The 24,239-nt window shown below is 56.2% G+C and carries 22 protein-coding genes and 1 pseudogene; 10 read left to right on the plus strand and 13 right to left on the minus strand.

Annotation, left to right across the window (positions count from 1 at the left end; genetic code table 11):
- Positions 1–279: 279 nt before the first annotated feature.
- Positions 280–807, minus strand: a complete 528-nt coding sequence (locus tag ACMWLG_RS20870; protein ID WP_414763026.1) for a helix-turn-helix domain-containing protein — start codon at positions 805–807, stop codon at positions 280–282.
- A gap of 672 nt (positions 808–1,479) precedes the next feature.
- Between ACMWLG_RS20870 and pgaA the strand changes: the two genes are divergently transcribed.
- The 4 genes and pseudogenes from pgaA to pgaD all read left to right on the plus strand — a co-directional run bounded on the left by pgaA (position 1,480) and on the right by pgaD (position 7,618).
- The gene (pgaA, locus tag ACMWLG_RS20875) at positions 1,480–3,918 is read left to right on the plus strand and encodes a poly-beta-1,6 N-acetyl-D-glucosamine export porin PgaA (RefSeq protein WP_045619867.1); all 2,439 of its coding nucleotides are present in this window, start codon (positions 1,480–1,482) and stop codon (positions 3,916–3,918) included.
- 8 nt (positions 3,919–3,926) lie between these two features.
- Positions 3,927–5,863, plus strand: a pseudogene (pgaB, locus tag ACMWLG_RS20880) (poly-beta-1,6-N-acetyl-D-glucosamine N-deacetylase PgaB).
- On the plus strand, positions 5,856–7,184 hold the full coding sequence (gene pgaC / locus ACMWLG_RS20885) for a poly-beta-1,6-N-acetyl-D-glucosamine synthase (protein ID WP_023309155.1): 1,329 nt from the start codon (positions 5,856–5,858) through the stop codon (positions 7,182–7,184). Before pgaB ends, pgaC begins: the two are co-directional and overlap by 8 nt.
- The gene (pgaD, locus tag ACMWLG_RS20890; RefSeq protein ID WP_023309156.1) at positions 7,184–7,618 is read left to right on the plus strand and encodes a poly-beta-1,6-N-acetyl-D-glucosamine biosynthesis protein PgaD; all 435 of its coding nucleotides are present in this window, start codon (positions 7,184–7,186) and stop codon (positions 7,616–7,618) included. Before pgaC ends, pgaD begins: the two co-directional genes overlap by 1 nt.
- Before the next feature lie 176 nt (positions 7,619–7,794).
- Here the strand turns inward: pgaD and gss are convergent, their stop codons facing one another.
- The 6 genes from gss to ACMWLG_RS20920 all read right to left on the minus strand — a co-directional run bounded on the left by gss (position 7,795) and on the right by ACMWLG_RS20920 (position 15,154).
- Entirely contained in the window at positions 7,795–9,660 is a 1,866-nt protein-coding gene (gss, locus tag ACMWLG_RS20895; RefSeq protein ID WP_045403955.1) for a bifunctional glutathionylspermidine amidase/synthase, read from the minus strand.
- 110 nt (positions 9,661–9,770) lie between these two features.
- The gene (locus ACMWLG_RS20900) at positions 9,771–10,748 is read right to left on the minus strand and encodes an ABC transporter ATP-binding protein (RefSeq protein WP_045403957.1); all 978 of its coding nucleotides are present in this window, start codon (positions 10,746–10,748) and stop codon (positions 9,771–9,773) included.
- Positions 10,745–11,722: an ABC transporter ATP-binding protein gene (locus tag ACMWLG_RS20905; protein WP_045403959.1), complete on the minus strand. Its 978-nt coding sequence runs from the start codon at positions 11,720–11,722 to the stop codon at positions 10,745–10,747. Before ACMWLG_RS20905 ends, ACMWLG_RS20900 begins: the two co-directional genes overlap by 4 nt.
- The gene (locus tag ACMWLG_RS20910) at positions 11,715–12,560 is read right to left on the minus strand and encodes an ABC transporter permease (protein WP_045619870.1); all 846 of its coding nucleotides are present in this window, start codon (positions 12,558–12,560) and stop codon (positions 11,715–11,717) included. Before ACMWLG_RS20910 ends, ACMWLG_RS20905 begins: the two co-directional genes overlap by 8 nt.
- 5 nt (positions 12,561–12,565) lie before the next feature.
- Positions 12,566–13,519, minus strand: a complete 954-nt coding sequence (locus tag ACMWLG_RS20915; protein ID WP_047634577.1) for an ABC transporter permease — start codon at positions 13,517–13,519, stop codon at positions 12,566–12,568.
- Between the two features lie 45 nt (positions 13,520–13,564).
- A complete protein-coding gene (locus ACMWLG_RS20920) occupies positions 13,565–15,154 on the minus strand; it encodes an ABC transporter substrate-binding protein (protein WP_045403963.1) in 1,590 nt (529 codons plus the stop codon).
- A gap of 245 nt (positions 15,155–15,399) precedes the next feature.
- Here ACMWLG_RS20920 and yghU point away from each other — a divergent pair, with 245 nt between their 5' ends.
- The 3 genes from yghU to ACMWLG_RS20935 all read left to right on the plus strand — a co-directional run bounded on the left by yghU (position 15,400) and on the right by ACMWLG_RS20935 (position 17,437).
- Positions 15,400–16,266, plus strand: a complete 867-nt coding sequence (gene yghU, locus ACMWLG_RS20925; protein WP_045403966.1) for a glutathione-dependent disulfide-bond oxidoreductase — start codon at positions 15,400–15,402, stop codon at positions 16,264–16,266.
- A gap of 160 nt (positions 16,267–16,426) precedes the next feature.
- Positions 16,427–16,759, plus strand: coding sequence for a hypothetical protein (locus tag ACMWLG_RS20930; RefSeq protein WP_029740720.1), 333 nt, complete (start codon positions 16,427–16,429; stop codon positions 16,757–16,759).
- 327 nt (positions 16,760–17,086) lie between these two features.
- Positions 17,087–17,437, plus strand: a complete 351-nt coding sequence (locus ACMWLG_RS20935; RefSeq protein WP_045403969.1) for a DNA-binding protein — start codon at positions 17,087–17,089, stop codon at positions 17,435–17,437.
- Positions 17,438–17,535: 98 nt separating this feature from the next.
- Here the strand turns inward: ACMWLG_RS20935 and ACMWLG_RS20940 are convergent, their stop codons facing one another.
- Together ACMWLG_RS20940 and ACMWLG_RS20945 are read right to left on the minus strand one after the other, a co-directional pair.
- Complete coding sequence (locus ACMWLG_RS20940; RefSeq protein WP_023309166.1) at positions 17,536–17,790, minus strand: hypothetical protein; 255 nt, start codon at positions 17,788–17,790, stop codon at positions 17,536–17,538.
- A gap of 128 nt (positions 17,791–17,918) precedes the next feature.
- Positions 17,919–19,466, minus strand: coding sequence for a methyl-accepting chemotaxis protein (locus tag ACMWLG_RS20945; protein ID WP_045403971.1), 1,548 nt, complete (start codon positions 19,464–19,466; stop codon positions 17,919–17,921).
- A gap of 230 nt (positions 19,467–19,696) precedes the next feature.
- Between ACMWLG_RS20945 and ACMWLG_RS20950 the strand changes: the two genes are divergently transcribed.
- The gene (locus ACMWLG_RS20950; protein WP_045403973.1) at positions 19,697–20,737 is read left to right on the plus strand and encodes an aldo/keto reductase; all 1,041 of its coding nucleotides are present in this window, start codon (positions 19,697–19,699) and stop codon (positions 20,735–20,737) included.
- A gap of 64 nt (positions 20,738–20,801) precedes the next feature.
- On the opposite strand, the gene ACMWLG_RS20955 is transcribed toward ACMWLG_RS20950, so the two are convergent.
- Together ACMWLG_RS20955 and ACMWLG_RS20960 are read right to left on the minus strand one after the other, a co-directional pair.
- Positions 20,802–21,290, minus strand: coding sequence for a TIGR00645 family protein (locus ACMWLG_RS20955; protein ID WP_023309169.1), 489 nt, complete (start codon positions 21,288–21,290; stop codon positions 20,802–20,804).
- An 81-nt stretch (positions 21,291–21,371) separates the two neighbouring features.
- On the minus strand, positions 21,372–21,875 hold the full coding sequence (locus ACMWLG_RS20960) for an ESA_00282 family adhesion-associated protein (RefSeq protein ID WP_023309170.1): 504 nt from the start codon (positions 21,873–21,875) through the stop codon (positions 21,372–21,374).
- A 103-nt stretch (positions 21,876–21,978) separates the two neighbouring features.
- Between ACMWLG_RS20960 and ACMWLG_RS20965 the strand changes: the two genes are divergently transcribed.
- Both ACMWLG_RS20965 and ACMWLG_RS20970 read left to right on the plus strand, forming a co-directional pair.
- Positions 21,979–22,383 (plus strand): hypothetical protein, encoded by a 405-nt coding sequence (locus tag ACMWLG_RS20965; RefSeq protein WP_023309171.1) that lies wholly within the window; start codon positions 21,979–21,981, stop codon positions 22,381–22,383.
- Position 22,384: 1 nt separating this feature from the next.
- Positions 22,385–22,834, plus strand: coding sequence for a hypothetical protein (locus ACMWLG_RS20970; protein ID WP_023309172.1), 450 nt, complete (start codon positions 22,385–22,387; stop codon positions 22,832–22,834).
- Between the two features lie 42 nt (positions 22,835–22,876).
- On the opposite strand, the gene exbD is transcribed toward ACMWLG_RS20970, so the two are convergent.
- A complete protein-coding gene (gene exbD, locus ACMWLG_RS20975) occupies positions 22,877–23,302 on the minus strand; it encodes a TonB system transport protein ExbD (protein ID WP_023309173.1) in 426 nt (141 codons plus the stop codon).
- A 4-nt stretch (positions 23,303–23,306) separates the two neighbouring features.
- Positions 23,307–24,038, minus strand: coding sequence for a tol-pal system-associated acyl-CoA thioesterase (gene exbB / locus ACMWLG_RS20980; RefSeq protein ID WP_023309174.1), 732 nt, complete (start codon positions 24,036–24,038; stop codon positions 23,307–23,309).
- Between the last annotated feature and the right edge of the window lie 201 nt (positions 24,039–24,239).

Raw genomic sequence — 24,239 nt, forward strand, 5'->3', positions numbered from 1 at the left:
TTAAATTTTTCAATCACTTCCAGGAGTCTCCTTCTGGTATCACCCGCTCAGGATAAAACACATGGCTTAGCCTCTGGCAGTTCATAAACGGGGTTAAAGAGCAGAAGATACTATTCGTTTTTCATTATAATACGCGTTTCCTCTCCCCCAAAATCCAACCGCCACCCGCTCATTTTCTGCCACCTTACATCCGCCGGTATCGAGATAAGCGCGTTACCACGCACCTTATTAACGAACCCGCCCTCGTGGCGGTTTTTTGCTTTTGAATTCCTGACAACTTTAGGGATCGTTCCCACCTGCGTCCAGCAGTTTGTTTTTAAAGATAAACAAACACACCTCGTTGAAGTTCTCCGCCCCCAGGCGTTCCGAGAGCGCCGTTCGTTTGCGATAGAGGCTTTTCACCGACGTATTCAGCTCATCGGCGATGGCTTCCATCGGCATCCCTGCCCGCAGCAACCGCAGCATGATCGCTTCGTGCGTGCTAAGACGTAAATTAAGCAGCCACTTCGTGGTCAGGCGCCGGCCTTTCATATTGAGCACCAGGTTAAATAACGACGCCATATCCGGCGCGGTCAGCGACGTGTTCATAAATAACTTCATACTGAGCAGATTCTCCTCCCGGTGTCGCATATCGAGCATAACGCAGCAGATTGTTTTTTTCGTTCTGGCCGGATGGCGTATCAGGTAATCATATAAACGGAGCGGAGAACGACTATCAATCAATACAGAATATTCATCTGCACCGTTATCAAATATGTTTCTGTCAATCGAGTCGAGCAGGATAATATCCGGAAAAAATATCCGCATCCCTCTGACAAGGTAGCGATCCTGAGTCACTAAAACAATTGAAGTTGCCACTAACCATCCCTTTTAGATTAAAGCAAGCACGATCCCTCGCAAAGAAGGCCGCCTTCGTTTTATAGCGCTGTTATATTAACGATAAATGTAATCTGGCTTTGGACATCCCTCAATACAGACATTGATGAGTAAGACTTCCTGTAGACTATCATTCAATGGCTACCATTAATTATAAATAAAAAACAATCGCAGAAAAGTCACTTCTCTAAACATTAAGAGTTTTTGTCATGAAACTTCCCAAACATGCACCAGAAAGTACTTTAATTGAGGCAGGTAAACCCCATTAAAAATATATACAAAGCTGTCACAATAAAAATAAAACACAGTAATTTCAATTGGTTAAAAATAAACACCTAATTCAATAAAAACGTCACAAAGCGCTCAATCCAGAATTATCTCAAAACGACACACCGGCTTTTCAACATATTTATCCGGCAACATATCAGGTGTACATTAGCTTTCACCCAGTCCACAAAGATAAGGATCCATAATTACCTTTAGGTAAGTACCCCGTAACATCACTGCATTCAGATTTAATGTTCTCATTTATGGCCTTTAACCCTGAGTTTAAAGGCGGCCGTGTTATGCAATGGATTCATGATAAACAAATGGCAAATAGATATGGAAAGTTCACTTCGCTTCAATACGTTATTCTTTTATCGCACCCCAACATTATTGTTTCTGTTATTCCTCTTTCCTGTTCTGGCTCAGGGGACTGAATCCGTTTATGAGCAACAGATTCAACAGGCGCGTAACGGTAATTACACGCCGTTTCTCGATTATCTTCAGCGTTATCAGCAGCAGCATGCCCTGACGCCTGAACAAGTTGCGGACTGGTTACAGGTTGCAGCCTGGGCGGGTCATGATAACGAGGTTATTCAGGTCTGGCAGCGTTACGGCATTTATATGCCGCTGCCCGCCCGCGGCGTTGCTGCCGTCGCGCAGTCCAGGCGAAATCAAAAAGCGTGGCAGCCGGCCCTGGCGCTCTGGAAAGAGGCGCATAGCCTTGCGCCGGATAACGATGATTATCGTATCGGCTATATCAAAACCCTGGCCGATGCCCGCATGGATACGCTTGCCCTGCAGGAAGCCCGACGGCTGGTAGCGGAAAATCCCTCTCAGGCGCATCTCCAGACGCTCTCGTATGTCTGGTTACGCCAGGGAAAAAGCTGGGATCGGCTTCTGGCAGACACCCGCGCGCTGAATGTCGCACCTGAGAATAAAGCGCTCCTCAGCGAGCTGATCGACGCGCTAACGGATAGCCGGGTGAACACCCCCGCGCTCCAGCTTTCACAAAGCGTAACGCTGTCCCCCGCGGAGCGTCGCCGTCTTGAGCGTAATGCCGCTGCAGAACGGGTTCGCCTTGCCGATGTGCCTGGCAGAACAGAAAAGGAGCGCCTGCAGCTTGCGCAAACCGCGCTGAATCGTTACGACGCTCTGCTTGCTCGCTGGCAAAAAGAGCCGCAGGCGGCGGAAGACGTCGTCCTTGCTCGTATCGACAGGCTTGGCGCGCTGTACGCCCATGCTGATTACCCACGGGTGATTAGCGAATATCAGGATCTTACGGCAGCCCAGCATCCGGTGCCGGACTGGGCAATCGGCTGGGTCATCTCCGCGTATCTGCAGGAGCAAAACGCTGCCGCCGCCTTCTCGCTTCTGCAACGCTATCCGCAATACGCTTCCGACCCGCAGGACGAAGAGCACGCGCTTTTCTACGCCTGGCTGGATACGGGACAGTATCAGTCCGCCCGCCAGTACGTAGAGCGCCAGACCCGCAACGTCCCGTGGACCCGCTACGATTTCGGCTCCCCAACCCCTCAGCCGAACGATCGGTGGCTTACCGGACAGTCGCTCCGCTTTAACTATTTGCTGGCGACGAATGCCCTGCCGGAAGCCGAAAAGCTGGCGCACCGTCTGGCGACAATGGCGCCGGGCAATCAGGGATTACAGATTGACTACGCCACCCTGCTTCAGGCGCGGGGCCTGCCGCGCGCGGCCGAGCAAAAGCTGAAAAAAGCGGAGGCGCTGGAGCCGTCCAACACAGAGCTAGAGCAACAGCAGGCTTACGTCGCGATGGATCTGCAGGAGTGGCGACAGATGGATTTACTGGCCGACGACGTGCTGGCTCGCGCGCCCGCCGACCGCAGCGCCAGGCGTCTCGACAGGCTCAGAACGGTCCACCACATGTCCGAACTGCGCCTCAACGCGAGCAAGGGTTTGCACTCCGATAGCCCCGTCAGCGGGACACACGACCTGAGCTGGGACGCCACGCTCTATGGCCCACCCGTAGCGGATAGCTGGCGGCTGTTTGCAGGCACCCGCTACGCGCATAGTAATTTCGATGAGGGCAAAGGCACCAGCCGTCACCTTTTGGGCGGCGTCGAGTGGCGACCACGCGACCTCCAGCTCGAAGCCGAGCTTTCCAGCAACCGCTATCACGGTGAAAACAAGCCGGGCGCTCGCCTCGCAACAACATACTTTGTGACCGATAGCTGGCAGGTCAGCGGCAGCCTGGAACGCCTGTCGCGCACCACGCCCCTTCGGGCGTTACGCAACGGAATTAGCGCCAACCGGGGTGAAGGCGGAGTGCGCTGGTATCAAAACGAGCGGCGTGAGTACCAGTTCAGCGACGCCCTCAGCCGCTTCTCCGACCATAACCGTCGCCAGGAATACACCCTCACGGGCAAGGAGCGTCTCTGGCAGACCCCTTCCCTGACGCTGGATCTCGAACCGGGGATCGCCGCCAGTAAAAACAGCCTGCGCGACACGCTCTACTACAACCCGGCGCGGGATCTGTCCGTGACGGCTGCCCTGTCCGTTGACCATGAGATGGTCCGCCATTACGACACCCTCTGGAGCCAGCAGTTTGTGGCGGGAGGCGGCAGCTACTGGCAGAAAAATCAGTCCGCTGGCGCCATCGCCCTGCTGGGTTACGGACAGCGCGTCCAGTGGAACAACGTCATTGATACCGGCGTGATGCTGAACTGGGATAAACGCCCTTACGACGGCAAACGCGAGAGCAATCTCTCCGTCACGTTTGACGCGACTTTACGCTTTTAAGGATGAATATGCTGAACACACGTTTTTCCGTGAGCCTGATACTCCTCGGCTGGCTCTGCCTCAGCGCGAGCGTCTGCGCGCAGGCGATCTCGTTCATTGCGCCCAAAGATCGGCCGCAGCTGGAGGCGAGTAAACCCTGGCCGGAGAACCAGTTTCTGGTCCTGGCCTACCACGACGTTGAAGACGATGCCGCCGATCAGCGCTATCTCTCCGTTCGCACCAGCGCGTTAAACGAGCAGATAAGCTGGCTTCTGCACAACGGCTACCACGCCATCAGCGTGCAGGACATTCTTGACGCGCATGACGGGAAAAAAACGCTGCCGCCAAAAGCCGTTCTGCTCAGTTTTGACGACGGCTACAGCAGCTTTTACACCCGCGTCTGGCCGCTGCTTCAGGCGTGGAACGTTCCTGCGCTGTGGGCGCCGGTGGGCAGCTGGGTGGATACGCCGGCAAATCAAAAAGTTAACTTCGGCGGCCTGATGACGCCCCGGGATCGCTTCGCGACGTGGGACATGGTGCGCGAGCTCAGCCGGTCCCCGCTGATTGAGATCGGATCGCACACCTGGGCCTCGCATTACGGTATTCCGGCCAACCCGCAGGGCAGCCGCGAGCCGGCCATCGCCAATCGCTTTTATGACAAAGCGACGGGCCGCTATGAAACCGACCAGCAGTTCAGCCAGCGGATCGGCGATGACGTTCGTAAAGTGACTGAAAAAATCACGCAGGTGACGGGCAAAGCGCCGCGCGCCTGGGTCTGGCCCTACGGCGCCGCCAGCGGTACGTCGCTCGCTATCGCCAGACAGCAGGGTTACCGGCTGGCCTTCACCCTTGAGGACGGGCTGGGGAACGTGCAGGATCTGGGCAATATTCCCCGTCTGCTGATCGCCGGAAATCCCTCGCTCAAGGCGTTTGCCAGCACGATCAGCCAGGTTCAGGAGCGCGATCCCGTGCGCGTCATGCACGTCGATCTCGACTACGTTTACGATCCCGATCCTGCCCAGCAGACCCAAAACATCAACAGGCTGATCCAGCGGGTCTATGACATGAAGATCAGCCATGTTTTCCTGCAGGCGTTTGCCGACCCGCAGGGCGACGGCAGGATCAAGGCGCTCTATTCCCCAACCGTCGTCTGCCGGTCCGGGCAGATCTTTTTAATTTTGTCTCCTGGCAGCTGCAAACCCGCGCGGGCGTGAAAGTCTTCGCGTGGATGCCGGTGCTCTCGTTCGATCTCAATCCTTCCCTGCCGCGCGTGCAGCGTCGGGATCGTCAAACCGGCGAGCTGCGCGAAGCCACCGAGCCCTATATCCGGCTCTCCCCGTGGGACCCGCAGGTGCGCCAGCAGGTGACGGACATCTATGAAGATCTGGCCCGCTATGCCAGCTTCAACGGGATTTTGTTCCATGACGATGCGGCGCTGACGGACGTGGACGATGCCGGTCAGAACACCACGCGTCAGAAAAGCCAGACGCTTATCGGGTTTACCCACGCCCTGAGCCTGGCGGTGAAGCATATCCGTGGCCCGCAGATAAAAACCGCCCGCAATATGTTCGCCTTACCCATTCTGCAGCCCGAAAGCGAAGCGTGGTTCGCGCAGAATCTTGATGATTTTCTGGCGGAGTATGACTGGACGGTACCGATGTCCATGCCGCTGATGGAGTCCGTCCCGGCAGACGAGAGCGATGCCTGGCTGACGCGTCTGGTTAAAGCGGTCGCCGCACGCCCCGGCGCGCTCGATAAAACGATTTTCGAGCTGCAGGCCAGGGACTGGGACCAGAAACCGCAGCGCGCCGTTGCCGATAGCCAGCTTGCGCAGTGGATGCGCGTGCTCCAGCTAAACGGCGTCAAAAACTACGGTTACTACCCCGACGACTTTCTCAACAACCAACCTGATATCTCGCGCATCAGGCCTGAATTTTCTTCGTACTGGTACCCTGACAATGACTGATCGCATTATCGCATTCTCTATTTTATGTCTGGTATTCGGGTTGCCGTTAGGCGTGGCCGCTCTTTTTACCGGCGAACTGATTCTGGATTTTGTGTTCTTCTGGCCGCTGTTTATGTCGGTGCTCTGGATAACCGGCGGCCTCTATTTCTGGTATCAGCTTGAACGCCACTGGTCGTGGGATAAAGACACGCCCGCCCCGACGCTCGCGGGTGAGCCGCTCATCTCCATTCTTATCCCCTGTTTCAACGAGGGAAGGAATGCCCGAGAGACCATCAGCGCCGCGCTGGATCAGCGGTATGAAAATATAGAAGTTATTGCCATCAACGACGGATCTTCTGACAACACCGCGCAGGTGCTGCAGGAGCTGGCGCAGGAACAGCCGCGCCTGCGGGTGATTAACCTCGCGGAAAACCAGGGGAAAGCGCTGGCGCTCAAGGCCGGGGCAGCGGCGGCCCGGGGCGACCTGCTGGTCTGCATTGACGGCGACGCCCTGCTCGATCGCGATACGGCGGCTTATCTGGTGGCCCCGCTGATTCAGTACCCTCACGTCGGGGCGGTTACCGGTAATCCGCGCATTCGCACGCGCTCCACGCTGATTGGCCGCATTCAGGTGGGCGAGTTCTCTTCCATTATTGGGCTCATCAAGCGGACGCAGCGGATCTATGGCCGGGTCTTTACCGTCTCCGGCGTCATCGCCGCGTTTCGCCGACAGGCGCTGGCAGACGTCGGGTACTGGAGCCCGGACATGATCACCGAAGACATCGACATCAGCTGGAAGCTTCAGCTGCGCCACTGGGATATCTTTTTTGAGCCGCGGGCGCTGTGCTGGATCCTGATGCCGGAGACGCTGAGGGGCCTGTGGAAACAGCGCCTGCGCTGGGCCCAGGGGGGCGCGGAGGTGTTTCTGGTCAACCTGCGCAGAATTGTGCGCTGGGAGCATCACCGCATGTGGCCGCTGTTTCTGGAGTACGCGCTGTCAACGCTGTGGGCCTTCGCGTATGCGATGACGGTGCTGCTGTTCCTCCTCAGCCATGTCGCGCCGGTTCCCGCCAGGCTGACCGTGGAGAGCCTTTTTCCACCGGAGTTTACCGGGCTGCTGCTGGGCGTGATGTGCCTGCTGCAGTTCCTGGTCAGCTTGTACATCGAGCGGCGCTACGAACGAAAAGTGGCCAGCTCGCTTTTCTGGGTGATCTGGTTCCCGATGGTGTACTGGATGATTGGCCTGTTCACCACACTCGTCGCATTTCCAAAAGTCATGCTTAAACGCCAGCGCGCCCGCGCGCGCTGGATCAGTCCGGACCGGGGAAAAGGGAGCATTTAATGAACGAAAATACCTTAATTTTGACCGAGCATCGGCTCTTGCCGCGTCTTTTCGATGCCGCGCTGACGCTGGTGGCATGGGGAGGATTTCTGTTTTTCCTGTATGCCCGGCTGTGGATGCAGCTAACCGATGAGAGCGACCACCGCTGGAGCGTGATTATTGCGTCCTTTAATACGGTGTTGCTCTACCTGCTGTTCGCCGCGCTCAACGGCTGGCTGCTGATTTTGTGGTATCAGTACAACCGCCGCCGCGCCCATGTGAGGCGGCGTCAGCCAGGCTATTTTCACCAGGAAGAGCTGGCCCGCAGCTTTAATGTTTCACCGCAGATCATCTCCGAGATGAGCCAGTACAACCTGCTGACGGTGTATCACGATCAGATTGGCCGCATCATCGATCTGAAGATCAGCGAGCAGCAGGAAGAGGAAGAGCAGTAACGTAAAGCCCCCGCAGGAGACCCTGCGGGCTGAGGGAACCACAGTATTTTGTAGCAAGGAACATAACGTGACCTGAGCCGTATGTTCCCCCTCACCCCAGCCCTCTCCCTCAAGGGAGAGGGGGCCGTCCGTGCAGGCAATATTTTTAGGCAACCCTCAACCCAGCGGAGAGATTTTTATAGCGAGTCCTTCACCACAATCAACGGCTCGATATCGCTCTCTTTCTTCACCACCAGCGAGTCATCGCCGCGCAAACAGGTTCCGCCGTAGTTCCCGCCCACGGTGAAGGTGCAGACCTGTATGTACTTGCCGTCGACCTTCGGCAGGCACCACAGCTGCTGGTAGATATTCTTGCGGTCAACAAACTTGCCGCTGGATTTATCCAGCAGTTCGTCCTGAGCGCTGATGAGATCGATATTGCTGCCGCAGCGTCCGGCAATCGGCTTCACGGCATAGCCGGTCTGCTTCAGCAGATCGTTAACCTCAAAATCGGTGTCGAGCAGGTAACGGTGGTTCGGGAACAGCTGCCACAGTACCGGGAGAATCGCCTTGTTGCCGGGAATAACGGTCCACAGCGGTTCGAAGACCAGCACTTCCGGGCGCAGCAGGACGTCAATCAGGCGCACCTCGCCCTCGGGATGCCCGGTGCGGATCGGCACGGCGGCATATTCGGTTTCGCTGACCTCGCGGATCTGCTCAATCGCCGTTTCCCACGCCCAGGTTTTCCACACGCAGTTGACGTGGCGGCCTTCGTCGTCGATCAGCTGTCCGGCGGCATCCCAGCTGAGCGCCTCCAGCCCGTGCAGGATTTTGGTCTCGAACCCGGCCTGCATCAGCGAACGCTGAATAAAGAGCGCGTGATAGTCCTCTTCGACATCGTTGTCCTGCATGATGTGGACGAACGGCCGCGCGTGGCTGTGCTTCCATGCCCCGGTCAGCTCTTCCAGCAGCCCTTCCGCCGGGTTATGCCCGTTGCCGCGATAGCCGTTTTTCACCCACTCTTCGAGAATCAGCCCGCCCTCGGTATGGCAGGAGGCGGAGTCAGCGTTGTACTCATAAACCTTAATGCCGCGCTCATCCATGCAGAAATCCATACGACCGGTGATCATATGGTGGCGACGCCACTGCCAGGAGAGGCGCAGGCGCGGCCAGAGGATTTTCGGGATGTCGAAAAGCGCCAGCAGGCTGTCGTCTTTCAGCACCTTGTCCGTCGCGTGCAGGTACATCAGGTGCAGTTCGTTGGTGGCCTTGATCAGCTCCTGCTCGGCGCTTTCGGTAATGGTGAAGTACTGGCAGGGATCTTTGTTGATCACATGGCCGTTGGCGCGGATATACGCCTGCTGTAGCGCGTCATTTTCGTTAAGCCATTTTCCGTCGAACTGACGTTTGTTTTTCAGCCGCGCGCCGCTGATTTTCAGCAGTTCGCCGTCGATTTCCGGCTGGGGAATGCTGTGTTCCGCGTCGTCGGTCTGGATCATCCAGCCGAGGATCTCCGTGTCGTTGAAGGTGTCCTGGATGGTATAACACCCGTTCTCCACGCTCAGACGCAGCTCGCGCGTCCACTGCTGCCCGAGCGGCAGCGGGGAGTGAATGACGTTCTGCTCCGCAATACGCACCCTATCGTCGAGAAGCTGGGTGATCACCGCCACGTGGCCGGTTTCGTGAAATTCGCCGCCCTTTTGCCAGATCAGCAGCGCTCCGGCGCGCGGCGCGCGTTTCGAACCATTGGCAAAGGCCTGAAGGGGCAGAATGTTATCGTTCACCACCTGACGCAAAAAGCGCAGGGAGAAGATTTCCCACGCCATGCCGACGTCGGTAAACACAAAGCCATAGTTGAGAAACAGGAAACGGCGGGCAAACTCAACGCACTGCCACTTGTGGCCCATGTATTCGTTGCCGATATAGCTGCGAAAATCTGCGTCCTGCGGGTAGCTTCGAGGGTCCAGACTGCCGTAATTTGAAGAGTAAATCGCCACACCACCGGGCGCATAGCCTAACAACGTTCCGAATGGCGCATCACTGCTTAACTTTCCTTTATGCATGTATCCAACCTAAAACAGGCAGCCGGCAATTTTTTATGGGTTGTCGTCGTCTGCACGTTGTAATTAACCTGACAGAGGGACATTTATCATACACCCGCGCAGCGCATTAACTACATGTTAAACAGCCAGCACGCCGCGAAATGCCCTGGCGCGATCTCCTGCATGGCAGGCTCCTGCGTCTGGCACACCGGCATGGCGTGCGGGCAGCGGCTGCAGAACTTACAGCCCGGCAGCGCGGACGTGGGGCCTGGAACGTCGCCGCGCAGGGTGGCGTCTTCGAGGTTGCGGATGCGCGGATCGGGCTGGGGAACCGCCGCCAGCAGCGCGCGGGTGTAAGGGTGCGCCGGACGCTGATACAGTTCATTCGCCGGGGCCACCTCCACCAGTTTGCCAAGATACATCACCCCAATGCGGCTGGAGATATGCCGCACCATGGACAGATCGTGGGCGATGAACAGATAGGTTAGCCCCAGCTCCTGCTGCAGATCCTGCAGAATATTCACCACCTGTGCCTGCACCGAGACGTCCAGCGCCGAGAGCGGCTCATCGCACAGCACGAATTCAGGATGCACGGACAACGCGCGGGCAATACTGATGCGCTGACGCTGCCCGCCGCTGAACTCATGCGGGAACCGTTCAAGGTGCTCGTGCTTCAGCCCCACCCTGTAGAGCAGCGTTTCCGTCCGTTCCCGCTGTTCTTCGCGGCTGTAGCCGTGGATCTGCATCGGCTCGGCCACCAGCTGTCGCACCGTCATACCGGGGTTGAGCGAGGAGTAAGGATCCTGAAAAATCGCCTGCATCCGCTTACGCAGCGGCTTGAGTTCTTTTTCGCGGGCGTGGGCAATCGCCTGCCCGGCGAAGTGGATCTCGCCTGAGGTGATATCGAACAGGCGCAGGATGGCGCGCCCGAGGGTGGATTTTCCGCAGCCGGACTCCCCCACCAGGCCAAACGTCTCGCCGGGCTGGATATCAAAGCTCACGCCGTCAACCGCCTTCACGGCCGCGCCTTTACGCAGCAAACCGCCGTTGAGAGGATAGTGTTTGCGCAGCTCGCGCACGCTCACTAATGGCGCCTGTTGTTCATTCATGCCTGAATCTCCTTGTCGGCCCATAGCCAGCAGGCGGCGCGATGGCCCTCTCCGGCGGCGTAAAATGCAGGCTGTCGTTCACACTGGGGCATGCGCTTCGGACAGCGCTCCGCGAACGGACAGCCCGGCGGAGGGTTAAGCAGGCCGGGCGGCGAACCTTCAATAGGCGATAGACGCTGATTCACCTCCTCCGGGCGCGGCAGCGAGGCCAGCAGCCCCTGGGTGTAAGGATGCGCAGGGCGATAAAAAATGTCCTCCACGCTGCCCTCCTCCATCACCAGCCCGCCGTACATCACCACCACGCGGCTGCAGACCTGCGCCACCACGCCGAGATCGTGGGTGATCAGCAAAATCGCGGTCCGGGTCTGCTGTTGCAGACTTTTCAGCAGGCGCAGGATCTGCGCCTGAATGGTGACGTCCAGCGCGGTGGTCGGTTCATCGGCAATAAGAAGCTTCGGGTTGCAGGAGAGTGCAATGGCGATCATCACCCGCTGGCGCATCCCGCCGCTGAACTCGTGGGGATACTGGTCGTATCGCCGTTCCGCCCCGGCAATGCCCACCTTTTCCAGCATGGCGATGGCCGCCGCTTTGGCCGCTTTTTTGGTCAACCCTTTGTTGCGCATCAGGATCTCAGCCATCTGCTTGCCGATGGTCAGCACCGGGTTCAGGGCGGTCATCGGATCCTGAAAAATCATCGCGATCTCGTTGCCGCGAATGGCGCGCATCTGAGCGGGCGTTTTCTGCGCCAGATCCTCATTCTGGAAGCGGATGCTGCCGCCGGTTATCCGTCCGTTGCTCCCCAGAAGCTGGATAATTGACTTACAGGTGACGCTTTTCCCGCAGCCCGATTCGCCGACGATGCCGACAACTTCCCCCGGCTTAACCTGAAAGCTCACGCCGCGCACCGCGTGAACCTCGCCCTCGCGGGTGCGGAACGTGGTTTGCAGGTTCTCAAGCGCTAATAAGTTACTCATCGCGATTCGCTCCCGGCTCAAAGGCGGTACGGAACACATCGCCCAGCACGTTAAAGCTGAACACCGTCAGCAGGATCAGAATGCCGGGGAACATCGCCAGCCACGACGCTTCGCCAATATAAGACTGGGCGTTGTTAAGCATGCTTCCCCACGACGCCGCGGGCGCCTGCACGCCCAGCCCTAAGAAGCTGAGCGTTGACTCCATCAGAATGGCCGAGGCGATATTGAGCGTGGCCGCCACGATAATGGTCGGCAGCACGCCGGGAATGATGTGGCGCACGATGATGCGCAGCGGATGCTCTCCCGACGAGCGGGCATAAAGCACGTACTCGCGCTCTTTCACCGACAGGGTTTCAGCACGCACCAGACGCGACATGTTCATCCACGTCAGCAGGCTGATAATCAGAATGATGTTATCCATGCCCGGCTTGAGGTAAGCATTCACTACCAGCAGCAGGAAGAAGGCCGGAATGGCCATCAGGATATCCACGGCGCGCATCATCAGGTTATCCAGCCAGCCGCCAAAATAGCCGCTCACCGTTCCCACCACCGTGCCGATAAGCGTGGAAAAGAGCATGGCGAGAAAACCGACCATCAGGTAGATCTGGCCGCCATACAGCGCGCGGGTGAAGTAGTCGCGGCCGTATTCGTCGGTGCCAAACCAGTGCGCGGCATCCGGCGGCAACGTGCGCGCGCCGAGCGCCATCCGATCCGGGTCGTACGGACTTAAGCCAGCAAAGAGCGCGGCGACAACGAAAATAAAAAGCACAAACAGGGAGAACTGCGCCGGACGGTTGCGGCGCAGCTGGTGACGAACCTGCTGCCAGCGTCTGCTCATCCGGGTTACCTCAGCGTACGAATGCGGGGATCGGCGAAGCGATAAAGCACGTCGGCGATCAGGTTTCCGACGATCAGCATCATCGACGAGAGCATGATGATCGCCATAATCAGCGGGTAATCCAGCGAGGCGATCGACTGGATCCCGAGCAGCCCCATACCCGGCCAGGAGAAGACGCTTTCCGTCACATAGGCCCCCACAATCAGCTCTCCGAACGACAGGCCGAACAGGGTAATCACCGGCAGCAGCACGTTTTTCAGCACGTGCCGAAACAGAATACTGGAGCGCGTCGCGCCGTAGGCAAGCTGGGTTTGCACGTAGTCGGCCGAGAGCTGCGAGATAGTGTTGGAGCGGATGTAGCGCACATAGCTGGAGAGGTTGTAGAACGTGAGGGCAATACACGGCAGTACGCCGTGACGCAGCACGTCCAGCGCGTTATCTTGCATGCCGATGGTGCGCATCCCCATGCTGGGGAACCAGCTAAGCTGCACGGCAAAGACCGTAATGAGCAAGATGCCGAACCAGAAAATCGGCACCGAGATGCCGATATAGGCGAACAGGTTAAGCAGGTGATCCAACCAGCGATGCTTGAATGCCCCCGCCAGCAGGCCCAGCGGGATCGCCAGCACGATCGCCAGCAGCAGCGACGCGCCCATCAGCCCCAGCGTGGCCGGAATGCGTTCGCCGATCATCTCCAGCACCGGGCGGTGGTAAATCAGCGAATAGCCGAGATCGCCCTGCAGGACATTTTTCAGCCACAGGACGTACTGCGTGACCAGCGGCTTATCCAGCCCCAGGCTCTGGCGGATACGTTCGATATCTTCCGGAGCCATACGCGGCGTAATGTACGCCGCCACCGGATCGCCGGGCGCCAGTTTGACCAGCAAAAACGCCACCAGCGAAATAAAGAACAGCATCGGCAGCAGCTGCAGCAGCCGACGCGTGAGAAGTGTGTTCACGACGTGCCCTTACCAAGGCCCCGACCCGACGGCCGGGGCAATTACTTATTTCTGATAGATTTTTGACAGATCCTGGAACAGATAGACCGGTTTCGGCTCCGCTTCCTGGGTACCGCCGAAACGCTTGTCTACCGCGACGGTCGCATTGGTATAGGCGATTGGGTAGTACGTCATGTCGTTCGCCACGGTCTGCTGAATTTGCTTGTAGATATCAGCACGTTTTGCGGCGTCGGTTTCCACAGCGCCTTTATCCCACAGGGCATCAAACTGCGGATTTTTGTAGTGCGCGTAGTTATAGGCTTCGTTGCTCATGAACAGCGATTTGTAGCCGTCCGGCTCGGAGCCCATGATGTAGCCGCCCAGGTTCAGCTCCCACGCGGTGTTGTTCATATCGAGGCTGCGCTGGGACATGGCGTTGGAGTCCAGCGGCATCAGCTCCACGTTCACCCCAATGCCCTTCAGCGCCTGCTGAATGTAGAGCGCCATGCTCTCCTGGGTTTTGTTGGTGTTCACATACGCCAGGCGCAGCTTGAGGTTGTCCGGCGCGCCGGACGTCTTCAGCAGGTCTTTGGCTTTTTGCAGATCGAACTTGTACTGCTCGACGTCATCCGTCTTGTAAAGCGTATCTGGCGTCAGGAACGAGGTCGCCGGTTTAGCGTAGTCCAGCGAGGTAAACGCGGTCTGAGTGAGCTCGTCTTTGTTGATGGCATACGCGATGGCCTGGCGCAGCGCTTTGCTCTTCATCACCGGCACGTTCTGGTTGAACGTCATATAGGCCAGACGGCCTTCCGGATAGACCACGAAGTCAAACTTACCGGTATTTTTCAGGCGGTTCACATCCTGCGGGTCAACCATCTTGAGGTTAATTTCCCCGTTTTGCAGCGCAAGGTTGGCGGCGTTGCTGTCTTTGGCGAAACGGTAGGTGACCGAATCAAGCTTCGCTTTGCCGTTCCAGTAATCGTCAAAACGGGTCAGGGCGTAATACTGCCCGGCGCGATACTCTTTGAATTTGAACGGCCCGGAGCCTACCGGCGCATCGTTTTTGCTGCTCTTTTCAAGGTCGCCTTCACCGGCGAACACGTGCTGCGGAATCGGGTAGATCTGTACCAGGGTGCCGGTAAAGGCTGCGCTGACCTGCGGTAGGGTGAACTTAACGGTACGGTCGTCAACCTTACTCACCTCAACAGGCTTGCCGCCGTAGGTGAACATGCTGCGGAAGAAGCTGTGCTGTTTGGCATCCAGCAGCTTGTTAAAGGTGAAGACCACGTCATCCGCCGTCAGCGGCTGTCCGTCCTGCCATTTGAGGTTGGGTTTTAACGTCAGGGTATAGCTCAGGTTGTCGGCGGAAGGCGTCAGGCTTTCCGCCAGGCCCCACTCAATGTTGCCGTTATTAAAGCTGTACAGCGGGGCGTAGAGCGCCTGCATGATCGTTAACGTCGTACGGTCACTGGCATAGAGCGGATTAACGGCTAGCGGGTCGCCGGAGGTAATTCCAATAATTAGCGAACCGCCCTCTTTTGGCGCGTCGTTTTTTGCCGCTGAGGGCGTATTTGTCTCTTTATTTTTCGCATCATCACAGCCCGCCAGGCCTAACGCGAGCGAAACCACCAATGCCGATAACAGAAGCTTGCGCATCTCACTAACTCCTTGCCTTATAAAGTGTTTATTACTGCATCTTTTATTTATGTTGAAGCATCATATTCAGCTTTATCGGTTTACGCATTAATTATGAAAATGCGATTTTCGATTAAGCTTATGTCGGATTTGTTATATATAAGCGCCAGAAGGAATAGCGGTTAATTGATTGCGCTCGCAACGTTAAACGCCTCACAAATCTCCTGCTACACTGCCTCAACACATCACTCAAAAGGCAGGCCAACATGTCAGACAACACGTATCAGCCACCAAAAGTGTGGGAATGGAAAAAGAACGGCGGCGGCGCGTTCGCCAATATTAACCGCCCGATTTCCGGCGCGACCCATGAGAAAGATCTGCCCGTGGGCTCCCACCCGCTGCAGCTTTATTCTCTCGGGACACCGAACGGTCAGAAAGTGACGATCATGCTCGAAGAGCTGCTGGCGCTGGGCGTGACGGGCGCGGAGTATGACGCATGGTTGATCCGCATCGGCGAGGGCGATCAGTTCTCCAGCGGGTTTGTTGAGGTGAACCCGAACTCGAAAATTCCGGCGCTTCGTGACCACTCCACGAACCCGCCAACGCGCGTATTTGAGTCCGGCAATATCCTGCTTTATCTGGCAGAGAAATTCGGCCACTTCCTGCCGAAAGATCCGGCGGGGCGCACCGAGACCCTGAACTGGCTGTTCTGGCTGCAGGGTGCGGCGCCGTTCCTCGGCGGCGGCTTCGGCCACTTCTACAACTACGCGCCGGTAAAAATTGAGTACGCAATTGACCGCTTTACCATGGAAGCCAAACGCCTGTTCGACGTGCTGGATAAACAGCTGGCGCGCGGTCGCTACGTGGCGGGTGAGGAGTACACCATCGCGGATATGGCAATCTGGCCATGGTTCGGCTGCGTGGCGCTGGGCAGCGTGTACAACGCCGCCGAGTTCCTGGATGCAGAGAAGTACACCAACGTCCAGCGCTGGGCGAAAGACGTGGCGAATCGCCATGCCGTTAAGCGCGGACGCATCGTTAACCGCACCAGCGGCGAGCTGAACGAGCAGCTCCACGAGCGCCATGCGGCGAGCGACTTCGAGACCAATACGGAAGATAAGCGTCAGGCGTAATGTTCCGCCGGGCGGATCCCCGCCCGGCAGCTGAGATCCTTGCCCAGGGCATGATTAGCTTAAAGGTTGAACCGGTATTGCTGGCACTATCTGGACGTTTTTCTCGCGTCAGAGAGTGAGAAACGACGTCTCAACCGACAGCAGTCACAAAGGATCTGTTATGAAACTTATTAAAACAACGCTGGTTATCAGCGCCCTCATTTTCTCCACCTCGGGAATGGCCATCGATAAAACTGCAGCTGGCGCGGTAGCAGGCGCGGCGATTGGCGCGGCCACTGGCAAAGATCTGAAATCGACCGTTGGCGGCGCCGTTGTTGGCGCAGGCACGGGTGCTATGTTCAAAAACGGCGGCAAAGGTAAAGCCGCGCGTAAAGGCGGTGCGGTAGGTGCTGCCGTGGGCGCAGGTGCCGCGGCGGTGACCGGCAAGAGCGTGCTGAAAGGTGCGGCCGTTGGTGCGGGCACGGGCGCGCTGATTGGTGAAGCGACGCACTGATAAATACAGCCGGGCAGCGCTCTGCGAGCCCGGCCTCGTTGCTATGCAGTAATCCCTCCGCACAAGGTCTCACATTTTTGCGATCCGCTTTCAGAAATCACATCTTCCCCACTGCCACAACCCTGTGAACAGTTGCCTGTCGTAGCCTGAAGTTTACAATGCAGTTGCTTATCGTAAACTGCAGGCTACAATAATGACTAAGGTCAAACACTACATCACAGCAGACGGGTACGACCCTTTTGATGCATATCTGAGCAAAATGCAGATATTGACAGGGCCGTTGAGTATCTCAACGACTACAAGCGCAGGATATAAGAGGAAATCGGAATGGCTAAATCAGTACTTCATGATGACGCAATGGTACAGCTCCTGAAAGATTCTCCGGATTTCGCGCCCGTATATCTTCATCAGGCTTTTATTGAAATTGACGAGCCCGGAGGCTATGAGGCGTTCATGCTGGCTTTACGACATGTGATTGAAGCCTCTGGCGGGATGACCGTCATTGCTAAACGTGCAGGCATTTCTCGCGAATCACTCTATAAATCACTTTCACCAAACGGTAACCCTTCATTTAAGCGTATTGCGGAAGTGGCATCCGCAACGGGATATCCGATTTCCCGAATTGCAGCTGCAGGGTTAAACGTACCAGCGTGGGACGCACGTCAAAATACGCCCTAAAGTTCTAGCCGGGCGAAGCATCAATGACGATCGTCATACTGAAACACTACTGGAAATGGCGGTAAGAGACATGCCTGCATGCCGCCTCACCTGTTGCATTAATACTTAATGTCCCGCGCTTTTTGTCTTCCGGACTGTTTCATCTGACGCTTGTCCTGACGGCAGTCGTGATTGCTCTGGTTATTGTTCGCCACGCAGGTCTGCTTCACCTGCCGCGACGCGTCACGGGTTTCCTGCCTGACATCACGCGCCACGCGCCGCTCCTGCGCCTGCTGGGTCGCACTGGCAGAAACCGAGAACAGCATCAGAAGAATGCAAGAAAGGACAGGAATGACAGATAACGATCTGTTCATAGCAACACCTCGAAGAAGAGAGCCCAGAACGTCAGTGGGGTTAGCAAAAGAATAGCAGTTTCAGAAGGGGCTGAATGGGGAAGGCGTTAATAATACAAGGCCGCATCCGGCGGCCTTGAAACGTTGCGTTATGCCGTCAGGCGGAACTTTTGCACCGAGCGCTGAAGCTCTTCGGTCTGACGCTCCAGCGCCGCCGCCGCCGCGGAAACTTCTTCAACCAGCGAGGCGTTTTGCTGGGTAACGCCGTCCATCTGGGTAATGGCAATCCCGACCTGCGAAATGCCCTTGCTTTGCTCCTCAGAGGCGGAAGCGATTTGCTTCATGATGGTCGTCACTTCCGTTACGTCCCGCAAAATCGCATCCATGGTGGTGCCGGTGTCGCTCACCAGCTGCGCCCCCTGCTCTACGCGGGAAACGGAGTCGGTAATCAGCCCTTCAATCTCTTTTGCCGCGTTGGCGCTGCGGCTTGCCAGATTGCGAACTTCTCCTGCCACTACCGCGAAACCACGCCCCTGTTCACCCGCGCGCGCTGCTTCAACCGCCGCATTGAGCGCCAGAATATTGGTCTGGAAGGCAATGCTGTTGATAACGTTAGTGATTTCAGCGATTTTCTTCGAGCTTTCCGAAATACCGCTCATGGTGGTCACTACCTCTTCCACCAGCGAACCGCCGCGGCTGGCGGTAGTTGAGGCCACATCGGCCAGCTGGCTGGCCTGACGCGCGCTTTCCGCATTTAGTTTCACCGTGGCGGTCAGCTGTTCCATGCTGGCTGCCGTCTCTTCCAGCGCAGCCGCCTGCTCTTCGGTACGGGAAGAGAGATCGTTGTTACCGCTGGAGATTTCCGTCGCGCCGCGCCAGATATTTTCACTGCCGGAGCGGATCGTGCTGACCGCTTCGCGCAGGCTGTCCTGCATAGCGCTCAGCAGCGGCACCAGCTGGCCCACGCAGTTGCGGCCGAACGGCTCAATGGGCTGGCTGAGATCGCCCTGGGCAATCTGGCGGAACTGCTGGCGAATGCGATCCAGCGGTTTGACCAGCATCGCCACCAGGTAACGGTCGGTGAAGAGCAGGATCAGCAGGCCGATAATCGTGGCAACGATAATCACCGTGCGGGTCATGCTTGTCAGGCCGTCCACCACCACGCGGGTGCTGTCGAGCGACTTCGCGGCGGCATTGTTGAACTCCTCAGCGGCCGCACCAAACGCGCGGCTCAGCGGCGGCGTGACGTTGTTGGCCTGCTGGCGATACCCCTCCAGAGCCCCCTGCTTCGCCTGCTGCATTTGCGGCGTTACGCCCTGTTCAAGCAGCGCCTGCCAGGTGCCAATCACCCTGGAAGAGATCTGCTCATCCATCGGGCCTGGGGAGATCGCCTTCATCTCGGCCAGTTTCTTGCCCATGTTATCCAGCGCCTGTTGGGCAGAGGACAGATCCGGCGTGCCGCCTGCGGCTTTGACTTCCATTGCGCGGCTCAGACGGGTCACAAAGCGGAAATATTGATCGTTACCCTGGCTGAGTACCGTCATCTGTTTAACCAGCTGGCGATCGACTTCGTTGCCATCTGAAACGCGAGAAAGGGACCAGGTGCTGTACAAGCCAACACCCGCCCACATTAAACAAAAGATCCCGAGAATCGTCAGCATGACGAAGCGGATCGTGAAATTACGGAGCATATTCATAAGTCTTCCTTGCCGTGAGGGTGAGTTCGCCCAGAGGCGAGTACTACTCTCGTTATCGGCAGGAAAAAGGGAAATTATAACGTTTTGTGATCATTTTTAATTAGCGTGGCTTCACTGGTCACACAGCAGTCGTTAATCATTAGGCCCGAGCTTAGGGATGTCATTTGCGATGTGGTAAGTTCAGATGAAAACGTTGTTTCGAAAAATTCATCAATAAGAAAGGAGACATCATGTCCTGGCACCCTTACCCTGGCCGCTATGAGAGTATGCAATATCGTTATTGCGGTAAAAGTGGCCTGCGCCTGCCCGCGCTGTCGCTGGGACTGTGGCATAGCTTCGGCCACGTCCAGCCTCTTGACGCCCAGCGCGCGCTGCTGCGAAAAGCCTTCGACCTCGGCATCACCCATTTCGATCTCGCCAATAACTATGGCCCGCCGCCGGGCAGCGCGGAGGAGAATTTCGGCCGCCTGCTGCGTGAGGACTTTGCCGCGTACCGCGACGAGCTGATTATCTCCACCAAGGCGGGTTACGACATGTGGCCGGGGCCGTACGGTTCGGGCGGTTCACGCAAATATCTGCTCGCCAGCCTCGACCAGAGCCTGCAGCGTCTGGGCGTCGACTACGTGGATATTTTCTACTCCCACCGCGTGGATGAAAACACGCCGATGGAAGAGACGGCCTCCGCGCTGGCCCACGCCGTGCAGAGTGGGAAAGCGCTGTATGTCGGCATTTCCTCCTACTCGACCGATCGCACGCAGAAAATGGCCGAGCTGCTGCGCGAGTGGAAGATCCCGCTGCTGATCCACCAGCCGTCCTATAACCTGCTTAACCGCTGGGTCGATAAGACCGGCCTGCTGGATGCGCTGGAAGCAAACGGTACGGGGTGTATTGCCTTTACCCCGCTGGCGCAGGGGCTGCTGACCGGAAAATACCTGAACGGTATTCCTGAAGGTTCACGCATGCAGCGCGAAGGGAATAAAGCGCGCGGCCTGACGCAGAAGATGCTGACCGACGCCAACCTGAACAGCCTTCGCCTGCTGAATGAGATGGCGCAGGCGCGCGGACAAACGATGGCGCAGATGGCGCTAAGCTGGCTGCTGAAAGATACGCGCGTGACGTCCGTGCTGATTGGCGCAAGCCGCCCGGAACAGCTGGAAGAGAATGTTCAGGCGCTGGAAAACCTGCGCTTTACGGAGGACGAACTCAAGCGGATTGACCAGCATGTTGCGGATGGGGAGTTGAATCTGTGGCAGGCGTCGTCTGATAAATAATGCCGCACCGAGCAGTCCCCTCTCCCCTTTGGGGAGAGGGTTAGGGTGAGGGGTAAGGCGTACTTTACTTCTTACTGATCTTATCCAGATACCCCATCACAAACGCAGACAGCACAAACGTCAGGTGGATAATGACGTACCACATCAGTTTGTTATCCGGCACGTTCTTCGCGTCCATAAACACGCGTAGCAGGTGGATAGAGGAGATCGCCACAATCGACGCGGCCACTTTATTCTTCAGCGACGAAGCATCCATTTTGCCCAGCCAGCTGAGCTTCTCTTTACGCTCGTCGATATCGAGCTGGGAGACAAAATTCTCGTAGCCGGAGAACATCACCATCACCAGCAGCCCGCCCACCAGGGTCATATCCACCAGCGACAGCAGAACCAGAATCAAATCCGCTTCGGCAATAGAAAAAATGTTCGGCAGAACATGCCAGATTTCCTGAAAGAACTTAATCGTCAGCGCGATAAGTGCCAGCGAGAGGCCAAAATAGACGGGGGCCAGTATCCAGCGAGAGGCGTACATGGCATTTTCAAAAAAGCGTTCCATAAGGTCCTGTTTGCAAAAGAAACCAGCGCCCAGTATATCTCAACGGCGCTGGCTGTTTGCAATAACTCAACGGTACGTCACTCAGACGTTGTCTGGGTTAACCTCGGGACGTGCGTACTCCGGCCAGACAAGCGCCACCAGTTCAGGATAGGCTTCCAGACTGAACTCGCGAAAACACTGGCGCAAATTTAATACGTCCAGATCGGAATAAGAGACCTTCTCGCCGTTAAGGCAGCGCTTTTTAATATTGTCATAATATTTATAGACTGCTGAATTCAGATCGCTACAGCGACGCTGCGCCTCAAACAGTCCGGGCGTATCATTAATTTCCGACATTTTCATGCGCTTAATTGTCGCGTGTAAAAAGTCGATATATTCGTGGTTCACCCGCCAGTACCAGACAGGCGTAACGGAGTTCATCAATACAGAGAAATGGTCTTCCCCTTCCTCTTTTGTCATCAGTTCAGGTTGCGGGGGTTCACTGGTGTCTTTCGACACTTTCGTTTTATTGAACTCCTGCATCAATAAAAGCACACCAGCGGTCAGTAATAGTAATGTGATGACCGTAAAAAAGATGCTGTTCATGGGTAGGCTCCATTTTTTTTGATTTTAAATTTGCCTCATGATATTGTCAACGAATCTCACGCCTTTACCAACCCCACCCTGTTGAAAATAAAGGAAATTAAAAATGCTGCCCGACTATCTCGTCCCGGCTAAGTACCACATTACGCCTGTGGAACAGCAACCGACGGAAGCAGAAAAAGAGGCCAGTTTCACTCAGGGGAAAAGAAAGCTCTCTGATTTCGAGCCCGATATATTAATTGGTGTTTCCCGAACTGGCAAATCCCGAAATATGTTGCTGGAAGAGCACGATCGCCATATAAAAGACCGCTTATTTCGCGCCATAAAAATTGAAGCCTTTGTCCACCTGTTGAATGACCTGCAGGCCGAGGGTGAAATAGATGCCCAGAAACTAAGTCAAATAATGGCCGAGAAAACCGAAGAAATTAATGAAGCGGGCAATGAAATTTGGCTTAATTTAATTACGCGCGAAAAAAACAACCCAATTTTTTATAGCCTGGGGGAAGATTAACGTGAAAGAAGTTAAAAACAACGACGTTTATTTGACTTTAGAAGATAAAAAAAGTGATGAATTTATCTTAAAGCAAAATCTCGACGCACTGAGAAACACAAAAAATGACGAGATGACGCGTATTACGCAAGACCTGGTATCGATCCCGGCGACGCTGGTTCGTCTGAAATGGCAGAATCGCCGTGAAATTTATCCGCTACAGGTCAAAGAAGAAATTTACGGTGCCGTGATGAACGCCATTATAGAGCAGCGGCCAGAACTGAAAGAGAAGCTTCTGGGACGTCTTGAGGCCAATTATCAATATCTGCTTGCCAGAGAAATCGCCACCCTGCGTCTGACGCGCAAGCTGTCCGACGGTGAGTACCGTACCTCAAACGTCACCTGCGTGGCGCTTGATGAGGACGCGCTGGCAACCCCCTCTACCGCACCGACGGATAGCAAAAACGCATAAACCGGCAGGCATAAAAAAAGCCGGCTTTCGCCAGCTTCTTTATCACTTCGAGGCCGCTTTCTCTTCGCCGACCAGTCCAATCTTCAGGTAACCCGCCTGATGCAGCGTGTCCATTACCTTCATCATGGTTTCATAATCAACGGTTTTATCCGCACGGAAGAAGACCGTGGTGTCTTTCTTACCGCCCGTAAGCTGCTCCAGCGCCGGGATGACCGAGTCGGCCGTCACCGGGTCATTCCCGAGGAACATGGATTTATCCGCCTTCACCGACAGGTAGATAGGCTTCTCCGGGCGCGGCTGGGGCTGGCTGGAAGAGGCAGGCAGATTAACTTTCACATCGACCGTCGCCAGCGGTGCGGCCACCATGAAGATAATCAGCAGAACCAGCATGACGTCGATAAACGGCGTCACGTTGATTTCATGCATTTCGCCGTTATCGTCCAGATTTTCGTTTAGACGCATCGCCATACTCTTAACCTGCGCGCAGTTTAGACGCCGCGTGCACCGGCTTAACCGAGCTGGCGTTCAGGTCGAGATCGCGGCTTTGCAGCAGCAGAACCTGCGCGGCAACGTCACCCAACGTGGCTTTGTAGCTGCCAATCATACGCGCGAAGATGTTGTAGATGACCACCGCCGGAATAGCGGCAACCAGACCGATTGCCGTCGCCAACAGCGCTTCTGCGATACCCGGCGCCACGACCGCCAGGTTGGTGGTTTGGGTCTGCGCGATACCGATAAAGCTGTTCATGATGCCCCAGACCGTTCCGAAAAGACCGATAAACGGTGAGATCGCGCCGATGGTCGCCAGATAACCATTGCCGCGTCCCATGTGTCGGCCAACGGCCGCAACGCGACGCTCCAGGCGGAAACCGGTACGTTCTTTGATGCCTTCGTTATCTTCACTGCCAGCGGATAGTTCCAGCTCGTTCTGTGCTTCATTCACTAACAGGGTGGTCAGGCTTTTCGCGTGAAAGGATGAGGTCATATCTGCAGCCTGATCCAGAGAGCGGGCTTCTGCCAGCTGCTGCTGTTCCCGCTTAAGGCGGCGCTTCTGAGAAAGCAGCTCGGCGCTCTTGCTGAAGAAAATAGCCCAGGTGACAACGGACGCCAGAATCAGGCCGATCATCACAATCTTAACCACGATGTCAGCATGCTGATACATGCCCCAAACGGAGAGATCCGTCTGCATCAAATTATTACCCACTCTGTATCTCCAGGACGCAAATCACAAAATCTGAGCGTAATAATATCAAAACGTCGTCGAATTGATAGTAGTTCTCATTAGTATTTGCATGGTGCCGTAATTTTCGCTCACTTTCCTTGCGCTTACGCAGTAAAAATTTCTTATGCGAATTTTTGCTAATATTTTCTGCTTATTCGATAAGCCTCGGGGTGCAGTTTTTTC

The sequence above is a fragment of the Enterobacter sp. 01-M-02-SI-ECC genome (assembly GCF_047530595.1).
GTDB lineage: Bacteria > Pseudomonadota > Gammaproteobacteria > Enterobacterales > Enterobacteriaceae > Enterobacter > Enterobacter cloacae_M.